The organism is Ruegeria sp. HKCCA5763 (assembly GCF_013034545.1).
In the GTDB taxonomy this organism is placed as follows: domain Bacteria; phylum Pseudomonadota; class Alphaproteobacteria; order Rhodobacterales; family Rhodobacteraceae; genus Ruegeria.
In genome coordinates, this window is the sequence record NZ_WQGF01000001.1 from 757713 (window position 1) to 774395 (window position 16683).

The following is a 16683-nucleotide window of genomic DNA, read 5'->3' on the forward strand; positions in this document are numbered from 1 at the left end:
GTTCATTCCTTTGATGATTGCAGAATTTCGAGCCCGGAATTTAAACCGGGCTGCGCCGCACTTCAAGCGGCATAAATACAGGTTGCAGTGAAAAAACTTGTTTTATCGGGTGTTTTTCGCGTTCGAAGCACCAAAGCTTCGAACGCAAATTGGTATTATCCGACAAAGGCTTTCTCGATCACGAATTCCTTTGGCTCGGAATTTGCGCCTTCGCGCAGACCAAACCCTTCAAGGATTTCCTTGATGTCCAGGTTGAAAGCCAAGGAACCGCAAACCATTGCGCGGTCGGTTTCAGGCTTGATGCCGCCTTCGATGCCCAAATCGGCAAACACGGTGCCGTCCTGCAGCAGGGTGGTGATACGGCCCATCTTGGGGCTGTCTTCCCGCGTGGTGGTTGGGTAATAGCGGATTTTGTCAGCGAACCCTTCGCCCATCAGCTCGGCCAGCAATTCATCCTGACGGATGTTTTCGATCAGTTGGCGGCCATATTCCAGTTCCGCGACTTCGCGGCAGGTGTGGGTGATTATAACCTCGTTATAATCCTCATAGGTCTGCGGTTCACGCAGTAGCGAGGCAAATGGCGCGAAACCGGTGCCGGTGGCAAAGAACCACAGGCGTTTGCCAGGCAGCAGGGCGTCATGCACCAGTGTGCCAACCGGCTTGGGGCGTAAAATGATCTGATCGCCGGGTTTGATATGTTGCAGCTTCGAAGTCAGCGGGCCGTTCTGTACCTTGATGGAATAGAACTCCAACTCTTCATCCCAGGACGGCGACGCAATCGAATAGGCGCGCAGCAAAGGTTTTCCGTTGTCGCCCAGCAGGCCGATCATCACGAATTCACCCGAGCGGAATCGCAGCGAGGCAGGGCGCGACACCTTGAAAGAGAACAGGCTGTCAGTCCAGTGCTTCACCTCGGTGACAGTCTGGGCATCTGGCAGTACGGGGGCCTTAACGGCGGTTGCTTCACTCACGGATTTCATCTCTGTCATCATTTCACTGCCGGCCAGCTAAACCGACATCTCCGTTTAATCTTTGATCCAAGTCAGGAAAAGGGGACAGATTGCCCCCCTTGTATCACAAGCTTGTGCGTGCAGTCTTATCCGCGCAGGCGGGCCTGATAGTTATTATCTTGCCAATTGGCGCGGGCCAGCCATTGATCTTCGGGCTGTCGGTCCGCAAGCGCATGATCTATTTCAACCTCGTCGAACCCGCTGCGACGGGCCATGGCGTATTGGTCTGCCAGAACATGGCCTTTGGCGCGCAGGCGGCCTGTATACCCTTTCAGGCGTAGAACGCGTGCAATTGTAAAGCCGCGCCCATCCGCAGAGGAGGGGAAGTCCACACGCACCATCTTGGCGCTGCCCAAACGGTCAATCAGCTCATCCGGGTCGGTGTCCGAGGCCACATCAAGGGCCACTACGTCATTGGCGGCATCATCCAGGGTGACAAAGCCGTCGGTCCAGTCATCAGGCGAAAAGCCCTCATCCGTTACGATTACGTTCATGTTTTCTCTCCGATGCGGATCATTTTGCCATCGACAAAATGGATGCCACATTCTTCCTTGTTCTGATCGCGCCAACGTCCGGCGCGTGGGTCTTCGCCCTCTTTGACCGGCGAGGTGCAGGGCGCACATCCGATCGAAGGGTATCCTTTGGCCACCAGCGGGTGCCGGGGCAGATTGTTTTCGTCCATATAGGTGCGCACGTCTTCGGGTGCCCAATGGGCAAGCGGGTTGACTTTGATCCGGCCCGTGCCGTCTTCGACTTCAAAAAACTCGAGCGCGGCGCGTGTGCCCGACTGAAACCGCTTGCGTCCCGTGATCCAGCCACAATAGCCCGACAGGGCTTTTTGCAGTGGGAAGGTTTTGCGCAGGTTGCAGCAGGCATCTGTATCGCGTAGGCGCAGAGCACTGTAAGGGTCGTCTCGTTGAACGTCTTCTTCATCCGCACGAATGATCTTGACGTTCTTCAGGCCCAAACGCTCGCTGACCTCATGTTGGTATTCCAGCGTTTCAGTGAACAGCAACTGAGTGTCCACGAACAGCACCGGGGTCGCCTTGTCGACCACCGCTGCCATATGCAGCAAGACCACCGATTCCGCACCGAAGCTTGAGACAAGAGCAAGATCGTCGATTTCCTCGATGGCACCATGCATGACATCATGCGCAGAATGGTGGCGGAACCGGGCGTTCAGCGCTCCGACCTTTTCGGTCAGTTCGCTGCGGTCTTTGCCCAGTTCCGTCTGAATCAGATCAAGCGGCATTCGCCCGAGCCTCGGGGTAGAGGGCTGCCTTAAACGGAGCCATGCCAACTCGGCGATAGGTCTCCAGGAAAGTTTCTTCGGCGCTCTCCCGCTGGTTCAGATAGGTGTCGACGATGCGCTCTACGGCGGGCACGATTTCACTATAGGCAAAGCCCGGACCCGTGCGGTCGCCCACGGCCGCTGTCTCGGTGCCGTCGCCGCCCAGAGTGATCTGGTAGTTTTCAACGCCCGCGCGATCCAGCCCCAGAATGCCGATATGCCCCACGTGGTGGTGACCACATGCGTTGATGCAGCCCGAGATCTTGATCTTCAGGTGACCGATATCATGCTCCAGCTTCAGCTCGTCAAACCGGGTCGCGATTTCCTGCGCAACCGGGATCGATCGTGCCGTGGCCAGCGCGCAGTAGTCCATACCGGGGCAGGCGATTATGTCGCTGATCAGGCCGATATTGGCGGTGGCCAGTTCGTATTCCTTCAGCTTCGCGTGGATCGCAGGCAGATCCGATTTGTGAACATGCGGCAGGATCACGTTCTGCTCATGGCTGATGCGCAGCTCGTCATAGGCGAACTCTTCGGCCAGATCGGCCATTACGCGCATCTGTTCGGCCGTTGCATCGCCCGGCGTTGCGCCATGTTTCTTGATCGAGATCGTGACAATCGCGTGGTCTGCGTTTTTATGCGGCGCGATGTTGGTGTCGACCCACGAGCGGAAAACCGGATCGTTGGTGTAGGCGCTTTCAAAAGACGCAACCGAACCTTCGCGGAAGGCAGGTGCCGCAAAGTGATCCTTGATCTCTTCGAGAAGGTTCATGTCAGCACCCTTGAACTGCGGGCGGACCTGCAGGAAACGCTCGTTGACCTTGGCGCGGATGGCGTCGATGCCGTGCTCGTGCACGGTGATCTTGATGCGTGCCTTATATTTGTTGTCACGGCGACCGATCTGGTTCCAGACGGACACAACGGATTCCAAATAGGCCAGCAGATCGTCAAAAGCGACGAAATCCGACAGTTCTTTGCCGATCATTGGCGTACGGCCCAGACCGCCACCAACAATCACACGGGCCCCCAGAACACCGTCACGCTCGACCAGTTGCAGGCCGATATCATGTGCCTTGATGACGGCACGGTCATTTTCCGAACCGGTGATGGCAATCTTGAACTTGCGCGGCATGAACTGGAATTCCGGGTGGTCGGTCGACCACTGGCGCAGAAGTTCTGCATAAGGGCGCGGGTCCGCAACTTCATCCGCGGCTGCGCCAGCAAAGTGGTCTGCGGTCACGTTGCGGATGGTGTTACCCGAGGTCTGAATGGCGTGCATGCCAACTTCGGCCAGCGCGTCCAGCATATCCGGCACGTCGTTCAGCTTGGGCCAGTTGTACTGGATGTTCTGACGGGTGGTGAAGTGGCCATAGCCCTTGTCCCACTTTTCGGCCAACAGCGCCAGTTGGCGCATCTGCGCGCTGGAGAGGGTGCCATAGGGGATGGCGACGCGCAGCATATAGGCGTGCAGTTGCAGATACAGGCCGTTCATCAGGCGCAGGGGTTTGAATTCGTCTTCGGTCAGCGAACCGTCAATGCGGCGCTCGACCTGCGCACGGAATTGCGCGTTGCGCTCTGCCAGAAACTCGTGGTCAAACTCGGAGTAGCGATACATGTCTAGCTGTCCTTGGTTGCAGCCCCGAACCTTGGGGCCATAGAAGGGGAGAGAGGGGGCCTAAGTTCAGGCCCGGGGCTGCGGGGAAGTTTCCTGTTTGCCGTGGGCATAGTTGGACGGACCAGTCCGGCGGAAAACTTCCCGAAAATGTGTAGGCTCAGGGCCGTTTTCGCCTGCAACAGCGTCAGCCAGATATGCACCCACAATCTTGCTGGCCTGCCGGGCGGCGTCCAGCAGACGCACCTGGGCATGCGCTTCGTCAGTGATCAGTTCGGCATCAGACAGATCACGCGACCAGCGGTCATCTTCGGTTTGATAAATCACGTCACCTTCCAGCAAATCATTTGCGGTGACGACTTTGGGGGTAAAAGCGCGGGCCATCAGGCAAGCTCCTTATTGAATTCGGTCACAGCCTGCGCCGCTTCTCGCGGGGCAAGGCCATAGAAAGTCAGGGCCGGGCCGTTCATTTCGGCGGCGGCCAGATCGGTGGGCAACTGGTCCAAAGTGGTGGCCAGAATGCGTTGGTCAGGGCGCGAGGCGTTCTCGATCAGGGTGACGGGTGTAGCGCGATCTGCACCGTGCATGATCAGGCGGCCTTGAATGAACCGGGCCGACTTCTTGCCCATGTAAATTGCAGCAACCGACCCTGAGCGCGCCAGAGCGGCCCAGTCGTGATCAGCAAAGCCTTTCATGTCGTGCCCGGTCAGAAACCGTACCGAAGAGTTGCGGCCCCGGCGTGTCAGGCTTTGCCCGATGCTTGCTACAGCCGCAGACGCAGCGGTAATTCCGGGAATGATCTGCCAGGAAATACCCGCAGACTGAACCGCTTCGATTTCTTCATCCAGCCGACCAAACACAGTGGGGTCCCCTGATTTCAGGCGCACCACGCGGTTACCCTTTTGGGCACAGTCCACCAAAAGCGCGTCGATATCGCTTTGCTTCCAGGACGGACCAAAACCGGCCTTGCCAACATCAACCAGCTCGGCGTGCTGGCCTGCCATGTCCAGAACAGGTGCGCTGATCAGGCGGTCATGCAAAACGATATCAGCCTGCTCAAACGCGGTGAGCGCCTTGAGCGTCAGCAGATCGGGATCGCCGGGGCCAGCGCCGACAAAGTCGACATGTCCTTTGGATCTGATTGTGAGCATGTCCTGCATTGGATCGTCTCGGGTGTAGTTTGACTTGATCAGCAATATAGGAAATATTCCCGTCAAAGCGCCATATGGGCGTCGAAATAAGAACATTAGTTCCGCATGCGTTGAAAAATGGAACGAAAACCTCGAATTGGAAGGAATACTGGAATGTCGGTTCGAATAGACGAAACGGATCGGAAAATTCTGGCCGAGCTGCAACGTGATGCGGGTCAGTCACTGGACGAAATTGCGGTCCGTGTGGGCAGTTCCAAGACCCCGGTCTGGAATCGAATCCGTAAGCTAAAAGGGGCAGGTATCATTGGGCAGCAAACGGTTTTGCTGGATGCCGAAGCGCTTGGGTTCGAGGCGACATTTTTTGTCTTGATCCGTACGTCGGAGCACGAGGCTGAATGGCAGCGCAAGTTTCTGAAAGCGTTGCGCGATCACCCCGAAGTGCAAGAGGCACACAGGTTGGCTGGCGACATCGACTACATCCTCAAGGTCAGGGTCAAGAATGCACGTGCCTATGACGTGTTCTATCAATCGCTTATCTCTGAAGTGCGGGTCCACAACGTGACGGCGCTTTTGTCGATGGAGGAAATAAAATCCACAACAATGCTGCCGTTGAACGCGTTGGTTGAGAAGGCATAAAAAGGCACAGGCGTTAAAGCGGCCTCAGATTTGCACCAGAACCTGTTGCAAGCCATGGAAGTGATAACTGTCCGAATAAGCCGGAGGTGCGGCCAACCGCAAGTTCGGGCAGCTTTCAAACAGAATTGGCAGAGCGATGCGCATTTCCAACCGCGCCAAAGGCGCACCAACGCAGAAGTGGATCCCGCCACCAAAGCTGGTGTTCACATCGATGGACCGCGTGGCGCGGAAAGCGTTCGGTTCTTGCCAGACAACGGGGTCGCGGTTCGCGGCCCCCAGCAACAAAGCAACCTGATCGCCGCGCTTGAAGCTATGTCCAAAGGTCTCGACATCCTCGTAGGCATAGCGCGTAAACATGTGCAAGGGCGGGTCATAACGCAGGATTTCTTCGATGGTTGAGTCAATCTTGTCTGGTCGTAAGACGCTTGGGTCTGTTTGCGTTTCCAGTAAGGTTTTGACCCCATTCCCCAAGGAGTGCACCGTCGCTTCATGACCGGCATTCAACAGCAGAATACAGGTCGCGACCAACTCCTCGCGTGACAGTTTCTCGCCTTCTTCTTCTGCAACGATCAATCGTGTAATCAGATCGTCACGCGGGTCACGCCGCCTCTGGTCGATATAGTCTTCCAGAAACGTGGTGAATTCCTGCGCCGATTGTGTAGCCTTGTCTTCGGTGTCCCGCGTTCGATTGGCTTGGTACATTGCCACCATGTCGTGCGACCAGCGCAGCAAGTCCGGTGCCATTTCTTCGGGTACTCCCAGCAGACGACAGATCGTAATCACGGGGACCTGAGTGCAATAGGCATGCAAAAGGTCAAACGGCTCTTGTGGGAAGTCCCGGATCAGATCGTGACAAAGGGTTTCAATCGAAGGCTGCAATGCCGAAATCGCCCGCGAGGTAAAGGCCCGCATGACCAGCGCTCTCAGGCGGGTGTGTCTCGGCGGCTCGGCTTCAAGCAGCGAATGAGCTTCGACTGACAACCACGGGGCCAGATGGGCGGGGCCTTGCGTAGCACATTCGGGTGGAACTTCGCGTCCGAACCGACGATCTTTCAGCAAGGTGCGGACGGATCGGCAGGATACAGCGGCAACCATGCCGTAATCAGTCCAATAGAACAGATCTCCGGCTTGTCGGGCTGTGTCATAAAACGGATAGGGGTTCTGGACGAAATCCGGGTCTGTCGGGGATTGTGAGAGAGACTTCATGCGACGCACACTTGCCACGCGGCGCGTTGAATGCAAGACCCTGTATATGCACAGAGTTTGGGTCATCGCCGGTTTTCTGCTTGCCGTTGGGGTACTGTCCGGATTCGTCTGGTCCTATGGCTACCGTCAAGCTTTGTCTCAGCTGAGTGAAAAGGCCGAGGCCGATCTTGAACTGGCGGCTGACCGGCTGAGCACGCAAATGCAAGTGTATCAAGAACTTGCAGTGCTGATGGCGACCCATCCGATTCTGCATGAATTGGATCAACCAGCCGACATACGACAAGCTGAGGCAATGCTGCTGGACATTGCTGACAAAACAGCAGCAGTCAACATGATGTACCTGGACCGAAAAGGGCAGGTCTTGGTTTCAGCGCAACCGGTGTCTCAGCTTAACATGGCCGAACACCCCGCTTTCCGTCGGGCGATGCAGGGGGCCTTGGGCAGCGCGCATGAGGTTACGCCAGTTGGAGATGATCGGATCTACTCCTACGCTGCGCCTGCTTTTGGCCCATTTGGTCAGATCAAAGGTGTACTGATGGTTGTTGCCGATGTTCAGGATGTGGAACAGACATGGCGTGGCAGTACCGAGGCGGTTTTCTTTGTTGATGCAGAAGGCGTTGTGTTCATTTCGAACAGGTCGGACCTGCTGTTCTGGTCTCGCGAGGAAGGAGAGGCGGGGCTTACTCCGCCGAATGGCGCGACCGTTGATTTTGCATCAACGCGCGTTGGTGGGCACGAGCTGTGGCAATTGAACTGGGGGCGCTATCTGCCGCGCGATGCTTTGCACCTTACCCTCGAATTGCCGGTACTCGATATGACTGCCGAAGTATTGGTGGACGTAGCCCCAGCCCTGCAACTTGCGCGGCTTCAGGCAGCAGCAGTCGCAGCGATCTGTTTGGCATTTGGTGCAATGCTTTTTCTTGCGATGGAACGGCGGCGGACGCTGGCCGAAGCCAATGCGGTTCTGGAAAGCCGAGTGGCCAAACGGACCCTCGACCTGACGGTTGCAAACGACAGCTTGCAAAAAGAAGTCGCGGAACGACAGGAAGCCGAAGCGGCCCTACGTCGCGCACAGGCGGATTTGGTTCAGGCCGGAAAGCTCAGCGCGCTTGGTCAGATGTCAGCAGGGATCAGCCACGAACTGAACCAGCCCCTGATGGCGATCCGGCAGTTTGCGGACAATGGCACAGCTTTCCTGGAACGCGGAAAACCTGAAAAAGCGGCCGAGAACTTGGGCCGTATTTCTGAAATGGCTGCGCGCATGGCGCGGATTATCAAGAACCTGCGCGCCTTTGCTCGCAATGAAAGCGAACCTATGGGGCGGGTTGATCTGGTGCAGGTTCTGAACACAGCCGTTGAACTGACCGAAGCCCGGCTGAACACGGAAAACGTCGCCATGGATTGGCAACCGCCAAACGCGCCTGTTTACGCTTGGGGTGGCGAGGTAAGGCTTGTGCAGGTCTTTGTGAACCTGATCAACAACGCCGCAGATGCGATGAGCCAGCAGGATGAACGCCTTATTCAAATAGTGATCAATAATGGCGAGAGGCTTTCTGTCACTGTGCGTGACATTGGCCCAGGCATCGAGAACACGGAAAAGCTGTTTGAACCGTTTTACACCACCAAGGCCGTAGGTTCGTCCGAAGGAATGGGGCTGGGGCTTTCGATTTCTTACGGTCTGGTTCAGAGTTTCGGTGGAAACATTCGCGGGACCAATGCGCCCACTGGCGCGATGTTTACTGTGGAACTGGAATACTATCGGGAAGACGAGGCAGCATGACCCGAAGAGTTCTTTTGGTCGACGATGATGCGGCCGTACGCGAGGCTTTGGCACAAACGCTTGAGCTGGCGGATGTTCAACCAACAACGGCAGGCTCATTTGTCGCGGCCAAGGACCATATCCGAGCGGACTTTCCCGGTGTCATCATCTCGGACATCCGTATGCCGGGTCGGGATGGGTTTCATCTGTTGACCTACGCAAAAGAGGTCGATCCCGATCTTCCCGTCATTCTTCTGACCGGCGAAGGGGATATTCCCATGGCCGTTGATGCAATGGGTAAGGGCGCGTTCGACTTTCTGGAAAAACCCTGTGCCGCGTCCGATCTGCTGGTTGTGCTGGAGCGTGCGTTCGCAGCCCGAGCCGAGGTTATCGAGCAGAGAGCAATGAGATCCGAACTGGAACGTGGAGACCCGGCTGCACGATTGCTGTTTGGCCTGTCGCCCCAAGCAGAGGCGTTGCGAGAAAGGGTTCGCGCCGTTGCGCCCACACAGGCCGAAGTTCTGGTGACTGGCCCTCCTGGCAGTGGCATCTCAAAAGTGGCTGAGGTTGTGCACCTGATGTCCTCAGCCGGGCAGGGGCCATTTGTGAAAAGACCGGCCTCGACCCTCAGTCCCGAAGATCTGGCCCGCAGTTGTGAGGATGCAGCGGGTGGGTCGTTGTTTCTTGATGAGGTTTCGGCCATGCCGCAGGCCACGCAATTTGCAGCGCTTGAACTGATCGAACAAGGGCCGGGTGGTCGGATCATTGCTGGCACCACCGCTGATCTGTCTGTCTTAAGCGCCGACGGCCGTTTCAATGCCGATCTTTTCTACAGACTGGACGTGATGCGTGTGCGTATTCCGTCGCTGGCAGAGCGGCCTGACGATATTCCCGTTATCTTTCGTCACTATGTAGCTCAGGCAGCTGAACAGGCCGGTATTCCGGTTCCTGAAATCTCATCGGAACATCTGGCGGCGTTGATGGCCAACGATTGGCCCGGGAATGCGCGGTCCCTTATGTCCGCCGCCATGCGCTTTGTTTTGGGAATGCCGGAAGAGGTCGCACAGGCCACAGATCTGGGCCTGAGCGAACAGATGGCACGGGTCGAACGATCGCTGCTGATCGCGGCGTTGGGGCGTCATAATGGAAAGGCGTCAGATGCGGCAAAGGCGCTGAAGCTTCCGCGAAAGACCTTTTATGACAAGCTGGCGCGTTACCAAATTCGTCCCGAGGATTACCGAAGGTAATCCGACCAGCGAATGTACGCCGGGTAGTGATTCGCATGAATGATTCGAAAATTGTGCGGAAATCCGCACAAGCAGCATTTTCGGCTGTGCGGATTTTCGCACACAGAAGAATAGGTGATTCTGTTTTGTTTGTTTGATGACATGTAAGGCTTTGTAAATGAGTGATTTTAATGCTTAGCTGCGCGTTCAGAGGGAAAAGTTGTTTGGTTGCGACCGAGTCGCTTCACTGCACGCCATACGGCGCCAACCCGGCGCTGATCGCTTGTTTCTTGGAAGTCTGGGAGGAAAACAGATGAAGATTTTGACAACAGCTGCAACGGCTCTGGCGCTGACGGTCACCGCAACTGCCGGCATGGCGGCCTGTGACGACGGTGAGATTGTTGTGAAGTTCGCGCATGTGACGAACACCGACAAACACCCCAAAGGTATCGCGGCCTCGCTGCTGGAACAGCGCGTCAACGACGAAATGAACGGCGTGATGTGCATGGAGGTCTATCCTAACTCGACCCTCTATAACGACGACAAAGTGCTTGAGGCGATGCTGCAAGGCGACGTTCAACTGGCTGCGCCGTCCTTGTCCAAGTTCGAGAAATTCACCAAGCAGTTCCGCCTGTTCGACCTGCCATTCATGTTCAAGAACATTGACGCGGTGGATGCGTTCCAGGCCTCGGCTGATGGTCAGGCGATGAAGGACAGCATGCAGCGCCGCGGCCTGCAGGGTCTGGCCTTCTGGCACAACGGCATGAAGCAGATGTCTGCGAACAAGCCGCTGGAAGATCCGTCAGACGCAAACGGGCTGAAGTTCCGCGTGCAGTCCTCGGACGTGTTGGTTGCGCAGATGGAAGCGATCGGTGGCAGCCCGCAGAAAATGGCGTTCTCGGAAGTTTACGGTGCGCTGCAGCAGGGCGTTGTGGACGGGCAGGAAAACACCTGGTCGAACATCTACGGCAAGAAGTTCTTTGAGGTTCAGGACGGCATCACTGAGACCAACCACGGTATCATCGACTATCTGGTCGTGACCTCGGTTGACTGGTTGGACAGCCTGGACCCCGAAGTGCGTGATCAATTCCTGACCATTCTGGGCGAAGTCACCGAGACTCGGAACAAAGAAGCCTTTGCCGTGAACGAAGCGGCCAAAGCCTCGATCACGGACGCGGGGGGCATCATTCGTGAGCTTAACCCCGAACAGCGTCAGGCCTGGGTCGATGCGATGAAGCCGGTTTGGGACAAATTCGCCGGTGATGTGGGTCAGGACAAGATCGACGCCGCACAGGCCATCAACGCCGGTTTCTAAACCGGATCGAGGCCGCGCGTCAGGGGACTGGGGAGTAATCGACGCGCTGGCCGGGCGGGCTGACATAGCCCGCCCTCATACACTCTCTCATCATCAAAAAATGCGGGGACAGAAAGATGTCTGGTGCGAATTCCGGCCAAGGCGGGCTGGTCGACCATATCGAAGAAACCCTGATTGCGTTGCTGTTGGGCCTTATGACGGTCGTAACATTTGCCAACGTGATTGCACGGTTTGTTTTCAACTCAAATATCCTATGGGCTCTGGAACTGACGGTTTTCACCTTCGGCTGGCTGGTGCTTCTGGGTGCGTCTTATGCAGTGAAAAAACATGCGCATCTGGGTGTAGACGCCATCCTGAACATGCTGGCCCCAGCGCCGCGCCGTATTTTAGCTCTGATTGCGGTGGGCTGCTGTCTGGTTTTTTCGCTGCTTCTGCTGAAAGGCGCCTATGACTATTGGGCCGTCTTTGCCGATCTGCCGCCCACATCTGGGCGCTGGTTCCCCACGGGTTTCAATTTCGACGCCCGCAGTCAGAGCTTTTATGAGGTCGACGACATCCCGATGGTCGCTCCTTTGCGGTTCCTTGAGGACCTGATCAACTACGGCGAGTACTACGAAAAACTACCCAAGGTCGTACCGTATCTGGTTCTGCCGGTTTCGATGCTGTTGCTCGTGATCCGGTTCGCGCAGGTCGCTGTTCAAATTTGGCGGGGCGAAACCGACCGCCTTGTCGCCAGCCACGAAGTCGAGGACGAGATCGAAGAAGTCCGCGCTCAGCAAGGGATGCATGACTGATGGACGTTGTACTTTTATTCTCGATGGTCATCGGACTGCTGCTGATTGGTGTTCCGATTGCGGTTGCGCTTGGCCTTAGCTCGACCTTGTTCCTGCTGATCTATTCAGACAGCTCGTTGGCCTCGGTCGCAGGTACTTTGTTCGAGGCGTTCGAGGGTCACTTTACCCTTCTGGCGATCCCGTTCTTCATTCTGGCGTCGTCCTTCATGACAACCGGCGGAGTGGCGCGGCGGATCATCCGGTTCTCGATTGCCTGTGTGGGGCATCTGCCCGGCGGTTTGGCAATTGCGGGCGTGTTTGCCTGTATGCTGTTTGCCGCACTTTCGGGGTCGTCCCCGGCAACCGTTGTGGCCATCGGTTCGATCGTCATCGCCGGGATGCGGCAGGTGGGCTATTCCAAGGAATTTGCCGCTGGTGTGATCTGTAACGCGGGGACACTTGGCATCCTGATCCCACCATCCATCGTGATGGTTGTGTACGCCGCCGCCGTCGAGGTTTCCGTTGGGCGCATGTTCCTGGCGGGTGTCATTCCGGGCCTGATGGCGGGTCTGATGCTGATGATTACCATCTATGTTATGGCGAAGGTCAAGAACCTGCCCAAAGGCGACTGGAAAGGGTGGGGAGAGGTCTTTACATCGGCCCGCGAAGCCGGTTGGGGCCTGTTCCTGATCGTCATCATTCTGGGCGGCATCTACGGGGGTATCTTTACCCCGACAGAAGCCGCTGCTGTAGCCGCTGTCTACGCGTTCTTTATCGCCAGCTTTGTCTACAAAGACATGGGGCCGCTCAGCACAGAAGAAGGTCAATCCAACCTGTCATTGCTGAAGAAGCCATATGCGCTGGTGACGGCGTTCTTCCACCCGGACACAAAGCACACGCTGTTTGAGGCGGGTAAGCTGACGGTCACGCTGCTGTTCGTCATTGCCAACGCGCTGATCCTGAAGCACGTGCTGACAGATGAGCAAGTGCCCCAGCATATCGCAAGTGCCATGCTGTCGGCGGGTCTGGGGCCGGTCACTTTCCTGATCGTGGTGAACGTGATCCTGCTGATCGGCGGTCAGTTCATGGAACCCTCGGGTCTGCTGGTCATCGTCGCCCCGTTGGTGTTCCCGATTGCCATCGAACTGGGCATCGATCCGATCCATCTGGGCATCATCATGGTGGTGAACATGGAGATCGGGATGATCACGCCTCCGGTCGGGCTGAACCTGTTCGTGACTTCTGGCGTGGCCGGGATGCCGATGATGGGTGTTGTGAAGGCGGCGCTTCCTTTCCTGGCAGTCCTGTTCGTCTTCCTGATCATGGTGACGTACATACCGTGGATATCGACCTTCCTGCCCAACACCTTCATGGGACCGGAAATCATCACCAACTAGCGGGCCTGACCCGTATCGCCGGGCGGTTGCGACTGCCCGGCCTTTTCATGCCTTGAAACCGCCGCACGGGCGCTTATTTGAAAGGCAGAGGACGACCTCCCCAACACGGGTAAATCATGCGGGACGACCCGCTTTGACAAGAGGTCATATCATGGCATGGATCATGCTGCTTATTGCTGGAATTCTTGAAGTTGTCTGGGCGGGTGCAATGAAGCAATCCGCCGGGTTCACGCGGCTTTTGCCGACCGCGATCATGGGAGTGTCCATGATCGGGTCTTTCGGTTTGTTGGCGCTGGCGATGCGTGAACTGCCGCTGAGCACCGCCTATACGATCTGGGTTGGTATCGGCGCGGTGGGGGCTTTTGTGGTGGGGGTTACCTTGCTGGGCGAGGCGGTGACGCCGCTTCGGGTTCTGGCAGCGCTGCTGATCATTGCCGGAATTGTCACCATGAAGCTGGCCTGATCCGTTGACGGTCGGGGCGTCATTGGGCAGGCTGCCGGTACACGCCCCAACCAAGGATTTTCCCCATGTTGACCGAGACCGACAGCCGCCTGCTGCGCATCGCCTTTGACGAGGCGAAAGCCGGGTATGATGAGGGCGGCTGTCCCATCGGCTCGGCCCTGGCCCGTGGGGGCGAGGTTGTGGCGCGCGGACGCAATCAAAGAGTTCAGGGCGGTGATCCGATTGCCCATGGCGAGATGGACGCCTTGCGCAAGGCCGGACGGCAGAAAACCTATCGCGACACGGTGCTGTATACGTCGCTGTCGCCCTGCATGATGTGTTCGGGCACCATCGTTCAATTCGGAATCCCGCGCGTCGTGATCGGTGACACGAAGAACTTTGGAGGCAACGAAGACTTCCTGCGCGAGCGCGGGGTCGAAGTGGTGATAGCCGACGACCCCGACTGCATCGCGCTGATGCAACGATTTATCGAAGAAAAACCAGAGCTTTGGGCCGAGGATATTGCCGAATAACGACCGAGGTCAGATGCTTTCCAGCGCCTGAATAATGCCCGAGAAATCCGCAGCCTTCAGACTGGCCCCACCGACCAAAGCGCCATCCACATTCGAGACAGCAAAGATGTCGGCCGCATTGCTGGGTTTGACGGACCCGCCGTAAAGCAGTCGTACTGACCGGCCCACGCCTTCGCCAAAACGACGTTCCAGCCGGGCGCGCATGAAGTCGTGAACCTCGCCGATCTCTTCCAGAGTGGGGACCTTTCCAGTGCCGATCGCCCAGATCGGCTCGTATGCGACGATCAGGTTTTCGCCGGTGGACTGATCCGGGATCGAGCCGGACATCTGCCCGCCGATAATGTCGAGCGTGTTGGCCGCCTCACGCTGTTCCAGACTTTCGCCGACGCAGATGACTGCCTTCAGGCCCGCATCCATTGCGGCGCGGGCTTTGGCGCGTACATCCTCGTCATGCTCTCCGTGATCCACGCGCCGTTCGGAATGGCCCAGAATGACCGAAGTCGCACCGGCATCCAGCAACATATCCGCGCTGATGTCGCCGGTATGAGCGCCAGAATGGCCTGAGTGGCAGTCCTGTCCACCAACCGTAACCGCCGATTCTGCCACGGCATCAGCGGCGCGGTGAAGCAATGTCGCAGGGGGGCAGATCAGAATATCGACCGAGGCTTTAGAATAGCTTTGCGACAGCGATGCAAGCTCGCTCAGCGCCGAGCCAGTTCCGTTCATCTTCCAATTTCCAGCCGCCAGCTTGCGCCGCATATCGGTTTCTCCCTGCGTATTCGGTTGTTTAAATCACCGGATAACATCGTTGTCCTCGCCATACAATTCCGGTTACAAGCTCCACGGGTGATTGGCAGGAATGTCGCAAATTCTGGGAGAGCGCCATGATCGACAACCTCGACTTGAAAAAGCTGGACGCCCGAGACGCTTATGAGCTTTCCCGCCTGCGCCAAGCCGTTGGTCAGGTCGGGTTTTTGACCGTTTGCAACACGGGCCTGACGGCTGACCGCATCAACGACGTTATAGCTGCCTACAAGGGTTTCTTCCGTTTACCGGAACACCAGAAGCGTTTGGTGGACATGGCTGCAACGGGATCCAACCGAGGTTGGGGTGCGTCACAGTCCGAACAGGTCGACCCAACAGTTAACCCTGACTTCAAAGAAGTGTTCGATTGCGGATACGAACTGCCGCTGGACAACCCCTACCGTGCAAAGAACCTAAGCGTGTACGCCCCAAATCAATGGCCCGAGCAACCCGATGCTTTCCGTGAAATTGTACAAGCCTATTACGTCGATGCCTGTGGTGTAGCGATGCGGGTGCTGCGTGCGATTGCGGTGGCACTGGGTCGGGAAGCGGACAGTTTCGATCAGGCATTCGATGCGCCAATGGCTCTGCTGCGCGGCAATTATTATCCAAAACGGCCCGCCTGGGCCGGAGAGCAGGATTTTGGTATTGGCGCGCATACAGACTATGGCTGCCTGACTTTGCTGGCCACAGACGGCGCTGCCGGTTTGGAAGTGCGGATGCCTGATGGCGCATGGGAAAAGGTTTAGGCCGAACCGGGCGTGTTTATCATCAACTTTGGTGAGATGCTGGAATTTTGGACAGCAGGGCAGGTGAAGGCGACCGAACACAGGGTTGTTGGTGGATCGCACGAGCGAATCTCGGTCCCTATGTTCTTCAACCCGTCTTTTGACACCAATGTCGCGCCACCTGGGTCAGGCCAAGTGATCTCGGCCGGTGATCATCTGACCAAACGGTTCAACGAAACCTATGTTCACCTGCGAACCAGTTAGGACTGCGACGCGAGGTTTGCGTCGAACTTTATTGATTCACCGCAGCCGCAGGAATCAACAACGTTCGGGTTCTTGAACTTGAAGCCTGCTTCCAACAGGGACACTTCGTAGTCGATCTCGGTTCCAAAAAGGAACATCTGCGCCATCGGTGCGATCATCACGCGCGCTCCGTCTTGCTCGACCACCTCATCATGCGGATCTGCCTGGTCTACATATTCCATGGTGTATTCCATGCCTGCACAGCCGCCTTTCTTGACGCCAATGCGCAAACCAGCATGCCCGCCCGAATTCATCAGGCGTGTAATCTGCTCTGCGGCTTTGGGCGTCATGGTCACAGCCTGTTTGCCGGGGATGCCGAACATGTAAATCTCCGTTGTCACGCGTCAATCCCAATTTAGGGCTCAAACGCCTCGGGCTCAAGGTCACGAGTGTTAAAGAGTGCCTTTTGGCTAAACCAACTTGGTATTGGCTTCCTCCTTGAAACCTTGCATTAAACAGGAAAGCGGGTTTAGCTTTGCTGGAATGGGTGCAACGTC

At 56.9% G+C, this 16683-nt stretch carries 17 protein-coding genes and 1 pseudogene; 9 read left to right on the forward strand and 9 right to left on the reverse strand.

Annotation, left to right across the window (positions count from 1 at the left end; translation table 11 throughout):
* Positions 1–155: 155 nt before the first annotated feature.
* From GOV89_RS03700 to cobA, 6 genes are all read right to left on the reverse strand, one after another.
* On the reverse strand, positions 156–989 hold the full coding sequence (locus GOV89_RS03700; protein ID WP_171237493.1) for a ferredoxin--NADP reductase: 834 nt from the start codon (positions 987–989) through the stop codon (positions 156–158).
* Positions 990–1096: 107 nt separating this feature from the next.
* A complete protein-coding gene (locus GOV89_RS03705; protein ID WP_171174330.1) occupies positions 1097–1504 on the reverse strand; it encodes a DUF934 domain-containing protein in 408 nt (135 codons plus the stop codon).
* Positions 1501–2262, reverse strand: coding sequence for a phosphoadenylyl-sulfate reductase (locus GOV89_RS03710; RefSeq protein ID WP_171237494.1), 762 nt, complete (start codon positions 2260–2262; stop codon positions 1501–1503). The genes GOV89_RS03705 and GOV89_RS03710 overlap by 4 nt, the downstream gene beginning before the upstream one ends.
* Positions 2252–3916, reverse strand: a complete 1665-nt coding sequence (locus tag GOV89_RS03715; protein WP_171237495.1) for a nitrite/sulfite reductase — start codon at positions 3914–3916, stop codon at positions 2252–2254. The genes GOV89_RS03710 and GOV89_RS03715 overlap by 11 nt, the downstream gene beginning before the upstream one ends.
* A gap of 66 nt (positions 3917–3982) precedes the next feature.
* Positions 3983–4297 (reverse strand): DUF2849 domain-containing protein, encoded by a 315-nt coding sequence (locus GOV89_RS03720; protein WP_171237496.1) that lies wholly within the window; start codon positions 4295–4297, stop codon positions 3983–3985.
* Positions 4297–5073 carry a uroporphyrinogen-III C-methyltransferase gene (gene cobA / locus GOV89_RS03725; protein WP_171176188.1) on the reverse strand — a complete coding sequence of 259 codons (777 nt, stop codon included), beginning with the start codon at positions 5071–5073 and terminating at the stop codon, positions 4297–4299. The genes GOV89_RS03720 and cobA overlap by 1 nt, the downstream gene beginning before the upstream one ends.
* Positions 5074–5217: 144 nt before the next feature.
* Between cobA and GOV89_RS03730 the strand changes: the two genes are divergently transcribed.
* Complete coding sequence (locus tag GOV89_RS03730; RefSeq protein ID WP_171237497.1) at positions 5218–5700, forward strand: Lrp/AsnC family transcriptional regulator; 483 nt, start codon at positions 5218–5220, stop codon at positions 5698–5700.
* A gap of 24 nt (positions 5701–5724) precedes the next feature.
* Here the strand turns inward: GOV89_RS03730 and GOV89_RS03735 are convergent, their stop codons facing one another.
* The gene (locus GOV89_RS03735; protein WP_171237498.1) at positions 5725–6906 is read right to left on the reverse strand and encodes a cytochrome P450; all 1182 of its coding nucleotides are present in this window, start codon (positions 6904–6906) and stop codon (positions 5725–5727) included.
* On the opposite strand from GOV89_RS03735, the gene GOV89_RS03740 reads away from it, so the two are divergent.
* The 7 genes from GOV89_RS03740 to GOV89_RS03770 all read left to right on the forward strand — a co-directional run bounded on the left by GOV89_RS03740 (position 6905) and on the right by GOV89_RS03770 (position 14351).
* Positions 6905–8686 carry an ATP-binding protein gene (locus GOV89_RS03740; protein ID WP_253284421.1) on the forward strand — a complete coding sequence of 594 codons (1782 nt, stop codon included), beginning with the start codon at positions 6905–6907 and terminating at the stop codon, positions 8684–8686. The two genes, GOV89_RS03735 and GOV89_RS03740, sit on opposite strands and share 2 nt — an antisense overlap.
* Positions 8683–9912 carry a sigma-54 dependent transcriptional regulator gene (locus GOV89_RS03745; protein ID WP_171237499.1) on the forward strand — a complete coding sequence of 410 codons (1230 nt, stop codon included), beginning with the start codon at positions 8683–8685 and terminating at the stop codon, positions 9910–9912. Before GOV89_RS03740 ends, GOV89_RS03745 begins: the two co-directional genes overlap by 4 nt.
* 292 nt (positions 9913–10204) lie before the next feature.
* On the forward strand, positions 10205–11206 hold the full coding sequence (locus tag GOV89_RS03750; protein ID WP_171174316.1) for a DctP family TRAP transporter solute-binding subunit: 1002 nt from the start codon (positions 10205–10207) through the stop codon (positions 11204–11206).
* Between the two features lie 116 nt (positions 11207–11322).
* Complete coding sequence (locus tag GOV89_RS03755; protein WP_171174314.1) at positions 11323–12000, forward strand: TRAP transporter small permease; 678 nt, start codon at positions 11323–11325, stop codon at positions 11998–12000.
* Positions 12000–13376: a TRAP transporter large permease gene (locus tag GOV89_RS03760; RefSeq protein ID WP_171234173.1), complete on the forward strand. Its 1377-nt coding sequence runs from the start codon at positions 12000–12002 to the stop codon at positions 13374–13376. Before GOV89_RS03755 ends, GOV89_RS03760 begins: the two co-directional genes overlap by 1 nt.
* A 151-nt stretch (positions 13377–13527) precedes the next feature.
* On the forward strand, positions 13528–13839 hold the full coding sequence (locus tag GOV89_RS03765) for a multidrug efflux SMR transporter (RefSeq protein WP_171174310.1): 312 nt from the start codon (positions 13528–13530) through the stop codon (positions 13837–13839).
* Between the two features lie 65 nt (positions 13840–13904).
* A complete protein-coding gene (locus tag GOV89_RS03770) occupies positions 13905–14351 on the forward strand; it encodes a nucleoside deaminase (protein ID WP_171237500.1) in 447 nt (148 codons plus the stop codon).
* Positions 14352–14360: 9 nt separating this feature from the next.
* Here the strand turns inward: GOV89_RS03770 and tpiA are convergent, their stop codons facing one another.
* On the reverse strand, positions 14361–15110 hold the full coding sequence (tpiA, locus tag GOV89_RS03775) for a triose-phosphate isomerase (RefSeq protein ID WP_171237501.1): 750 nt from the start codon (positions 15108–15110) through the stop codon (positions 14361–14363).
* Positions 15111–15235: 125 nt separating this feature from the next.
* Here tpiA and GOV89_RS03780 point away from each other — a divergent pair.
* Positions 15236–16147, forward strand: a pseudogene (locus tag GOV89_RS03780) (isopenicillin N synthase family dioxygenase).
* Here the strand turns inward: GOV89_RS03780 and GOV89_RS03785 are convergent.
* Positions 16144–16509: an iron-sulfur cluster assembly accessory protein gene (locus tag GOV89_RS03785; protein WP_171176184.1), complete on the reverse strand. Its 366-nt coding sequence runs from the start codon at positions 16507–16509 to the stop codon at positions 16144–16146. The pseudogene GOV89_RS03780 and the gene GOV89_RS03785 overlap by 4 nt on opposite strands.
* Positions 16510–16683 lie beyond the last annotated feature (174 nt).

Excerpts from the sequence above, each read along its gene's own strand:
- GOV89_RS03700 (WP_171237493.1), bottom strand. The coding sequence starts at position 989 with ATGACAGAGATGAAATCCGTGAGTGAAGCAACCGCCGTTAAGGCCCCC.
- GOV89_RS03705 (WP_171174330.1), bottom strand. The coding sequence starts at position 1,504 with ATGAACGTAATCGTAACGGATGAGGGCTTTTCGCCTGATGACTGGACC.
- GOV89_RS03710 (WP_171237494.1), bottom strand. The coding sequence starts at position 2,262 with ATGCCGCTTGATCTGATTCAGACGGAACTGGGCAAAGACCGCAGCGAA.
- GOV89_RS03715 (WP_171237495.1), bottom strand. The coding sequence starts at position 3,916 with ATGTATCGCTACTCCGAGTTTGACCACGAGTTTCTGGCAGAGCGCAAC.
- GOV89_RS03720 (WP_171237496.1), bottom strand. The coding sequence starts at position 4,297 with ATGGCCCGCGCTTTTACCCCCAAAGTCGTCACCGCAAATGATTTGCTG.
- cobA (WP_171176188.1), bottom strand. The coding sequence starts at position 5,073 with ATGCAGGACATGCTCACAATCAGATCCAAAGGACATGTCGACTTTGTC.
- GOV89_RS03730 (WP_171237497.1), top strand. The coding sequence starts at position 5,218 with ATGTCGGTTCGAATAGACGAAACGGATCGGAAAATTCTGGCCGAGCTG.
- GOV89_RS03740 (WP_253284421.1), top strand. The coding sequence starts at position 6,905 with ATGCGACGCACACTTGCCACGCGGCGCGTTGAATGCAAGACCCTGTAT.
- GOV89_RS03735 (WP_171237498.1), bottom strand. The coding sequence starts at position 6,906 with ATGAAGTCTCTCTCACAATCCCCGACAGACCCGGATTTCGTCCAGAAC.
- GOV89_RS03745 (WP_171237499.1), top strand. The coding sequence starts at position 8,683 with ATGACCCGAAGAGTTCTTTTGGTCGACGATGATGCGGCCGTACGCGAG.
- GOV89_RS03750 (WP_171174316.1), top strand. The coding sequence starts at position 10,205 with ATGAAGATTTTGACAACAGCTGCAACGGCTCTGGCGCTGACGGTCACC.
- GOV89_RS03755 (WP_171174314.1), top strand. The coding sequence starts at position 11,323 with ATGTCTGGTGCGAATTCCGGCCAAGGCGGGCTGGTCGACCATATCGAA.
- GOV89_RS03760 (WP_171234173.1), top strand. The coding sequence starts at position 12,000 with ATGGACGTTGTACTTTTATTCTCGATGGTCATCGGACTGCTGCTGATT.
- GOV89_RS03765 (WP_171174310.1), top strand. The coding sequence starts at position 13,528 with ATGGCATGGATCATGCTGCTTATTGCTGGAATTCTTGAAGTTGTCTGG.
- GOV89_RS03770 (WP_171237500.1), top strand. The coding sequence starts at position 13,905 with ATGTTGACCGAGACCGACAGCCGCCTGCTGCGCATCGCCTTTGACGAG.
- tpiA (WP_171237501.1), bottom strand. The coding sequence starts at position 15,110 with ATGCGGCGCAAGCTGGCGGCTGGAAATTGGAAGATGAACGGAACTGGC.
- GOV89_RS03785 (WP_171176184.1), bottom strand. The coding sequence starts at position 16,509 with ATGTTCGGCATCCCCGGCAAACAGGCTGTGACCATGACGCCCAAAGCC.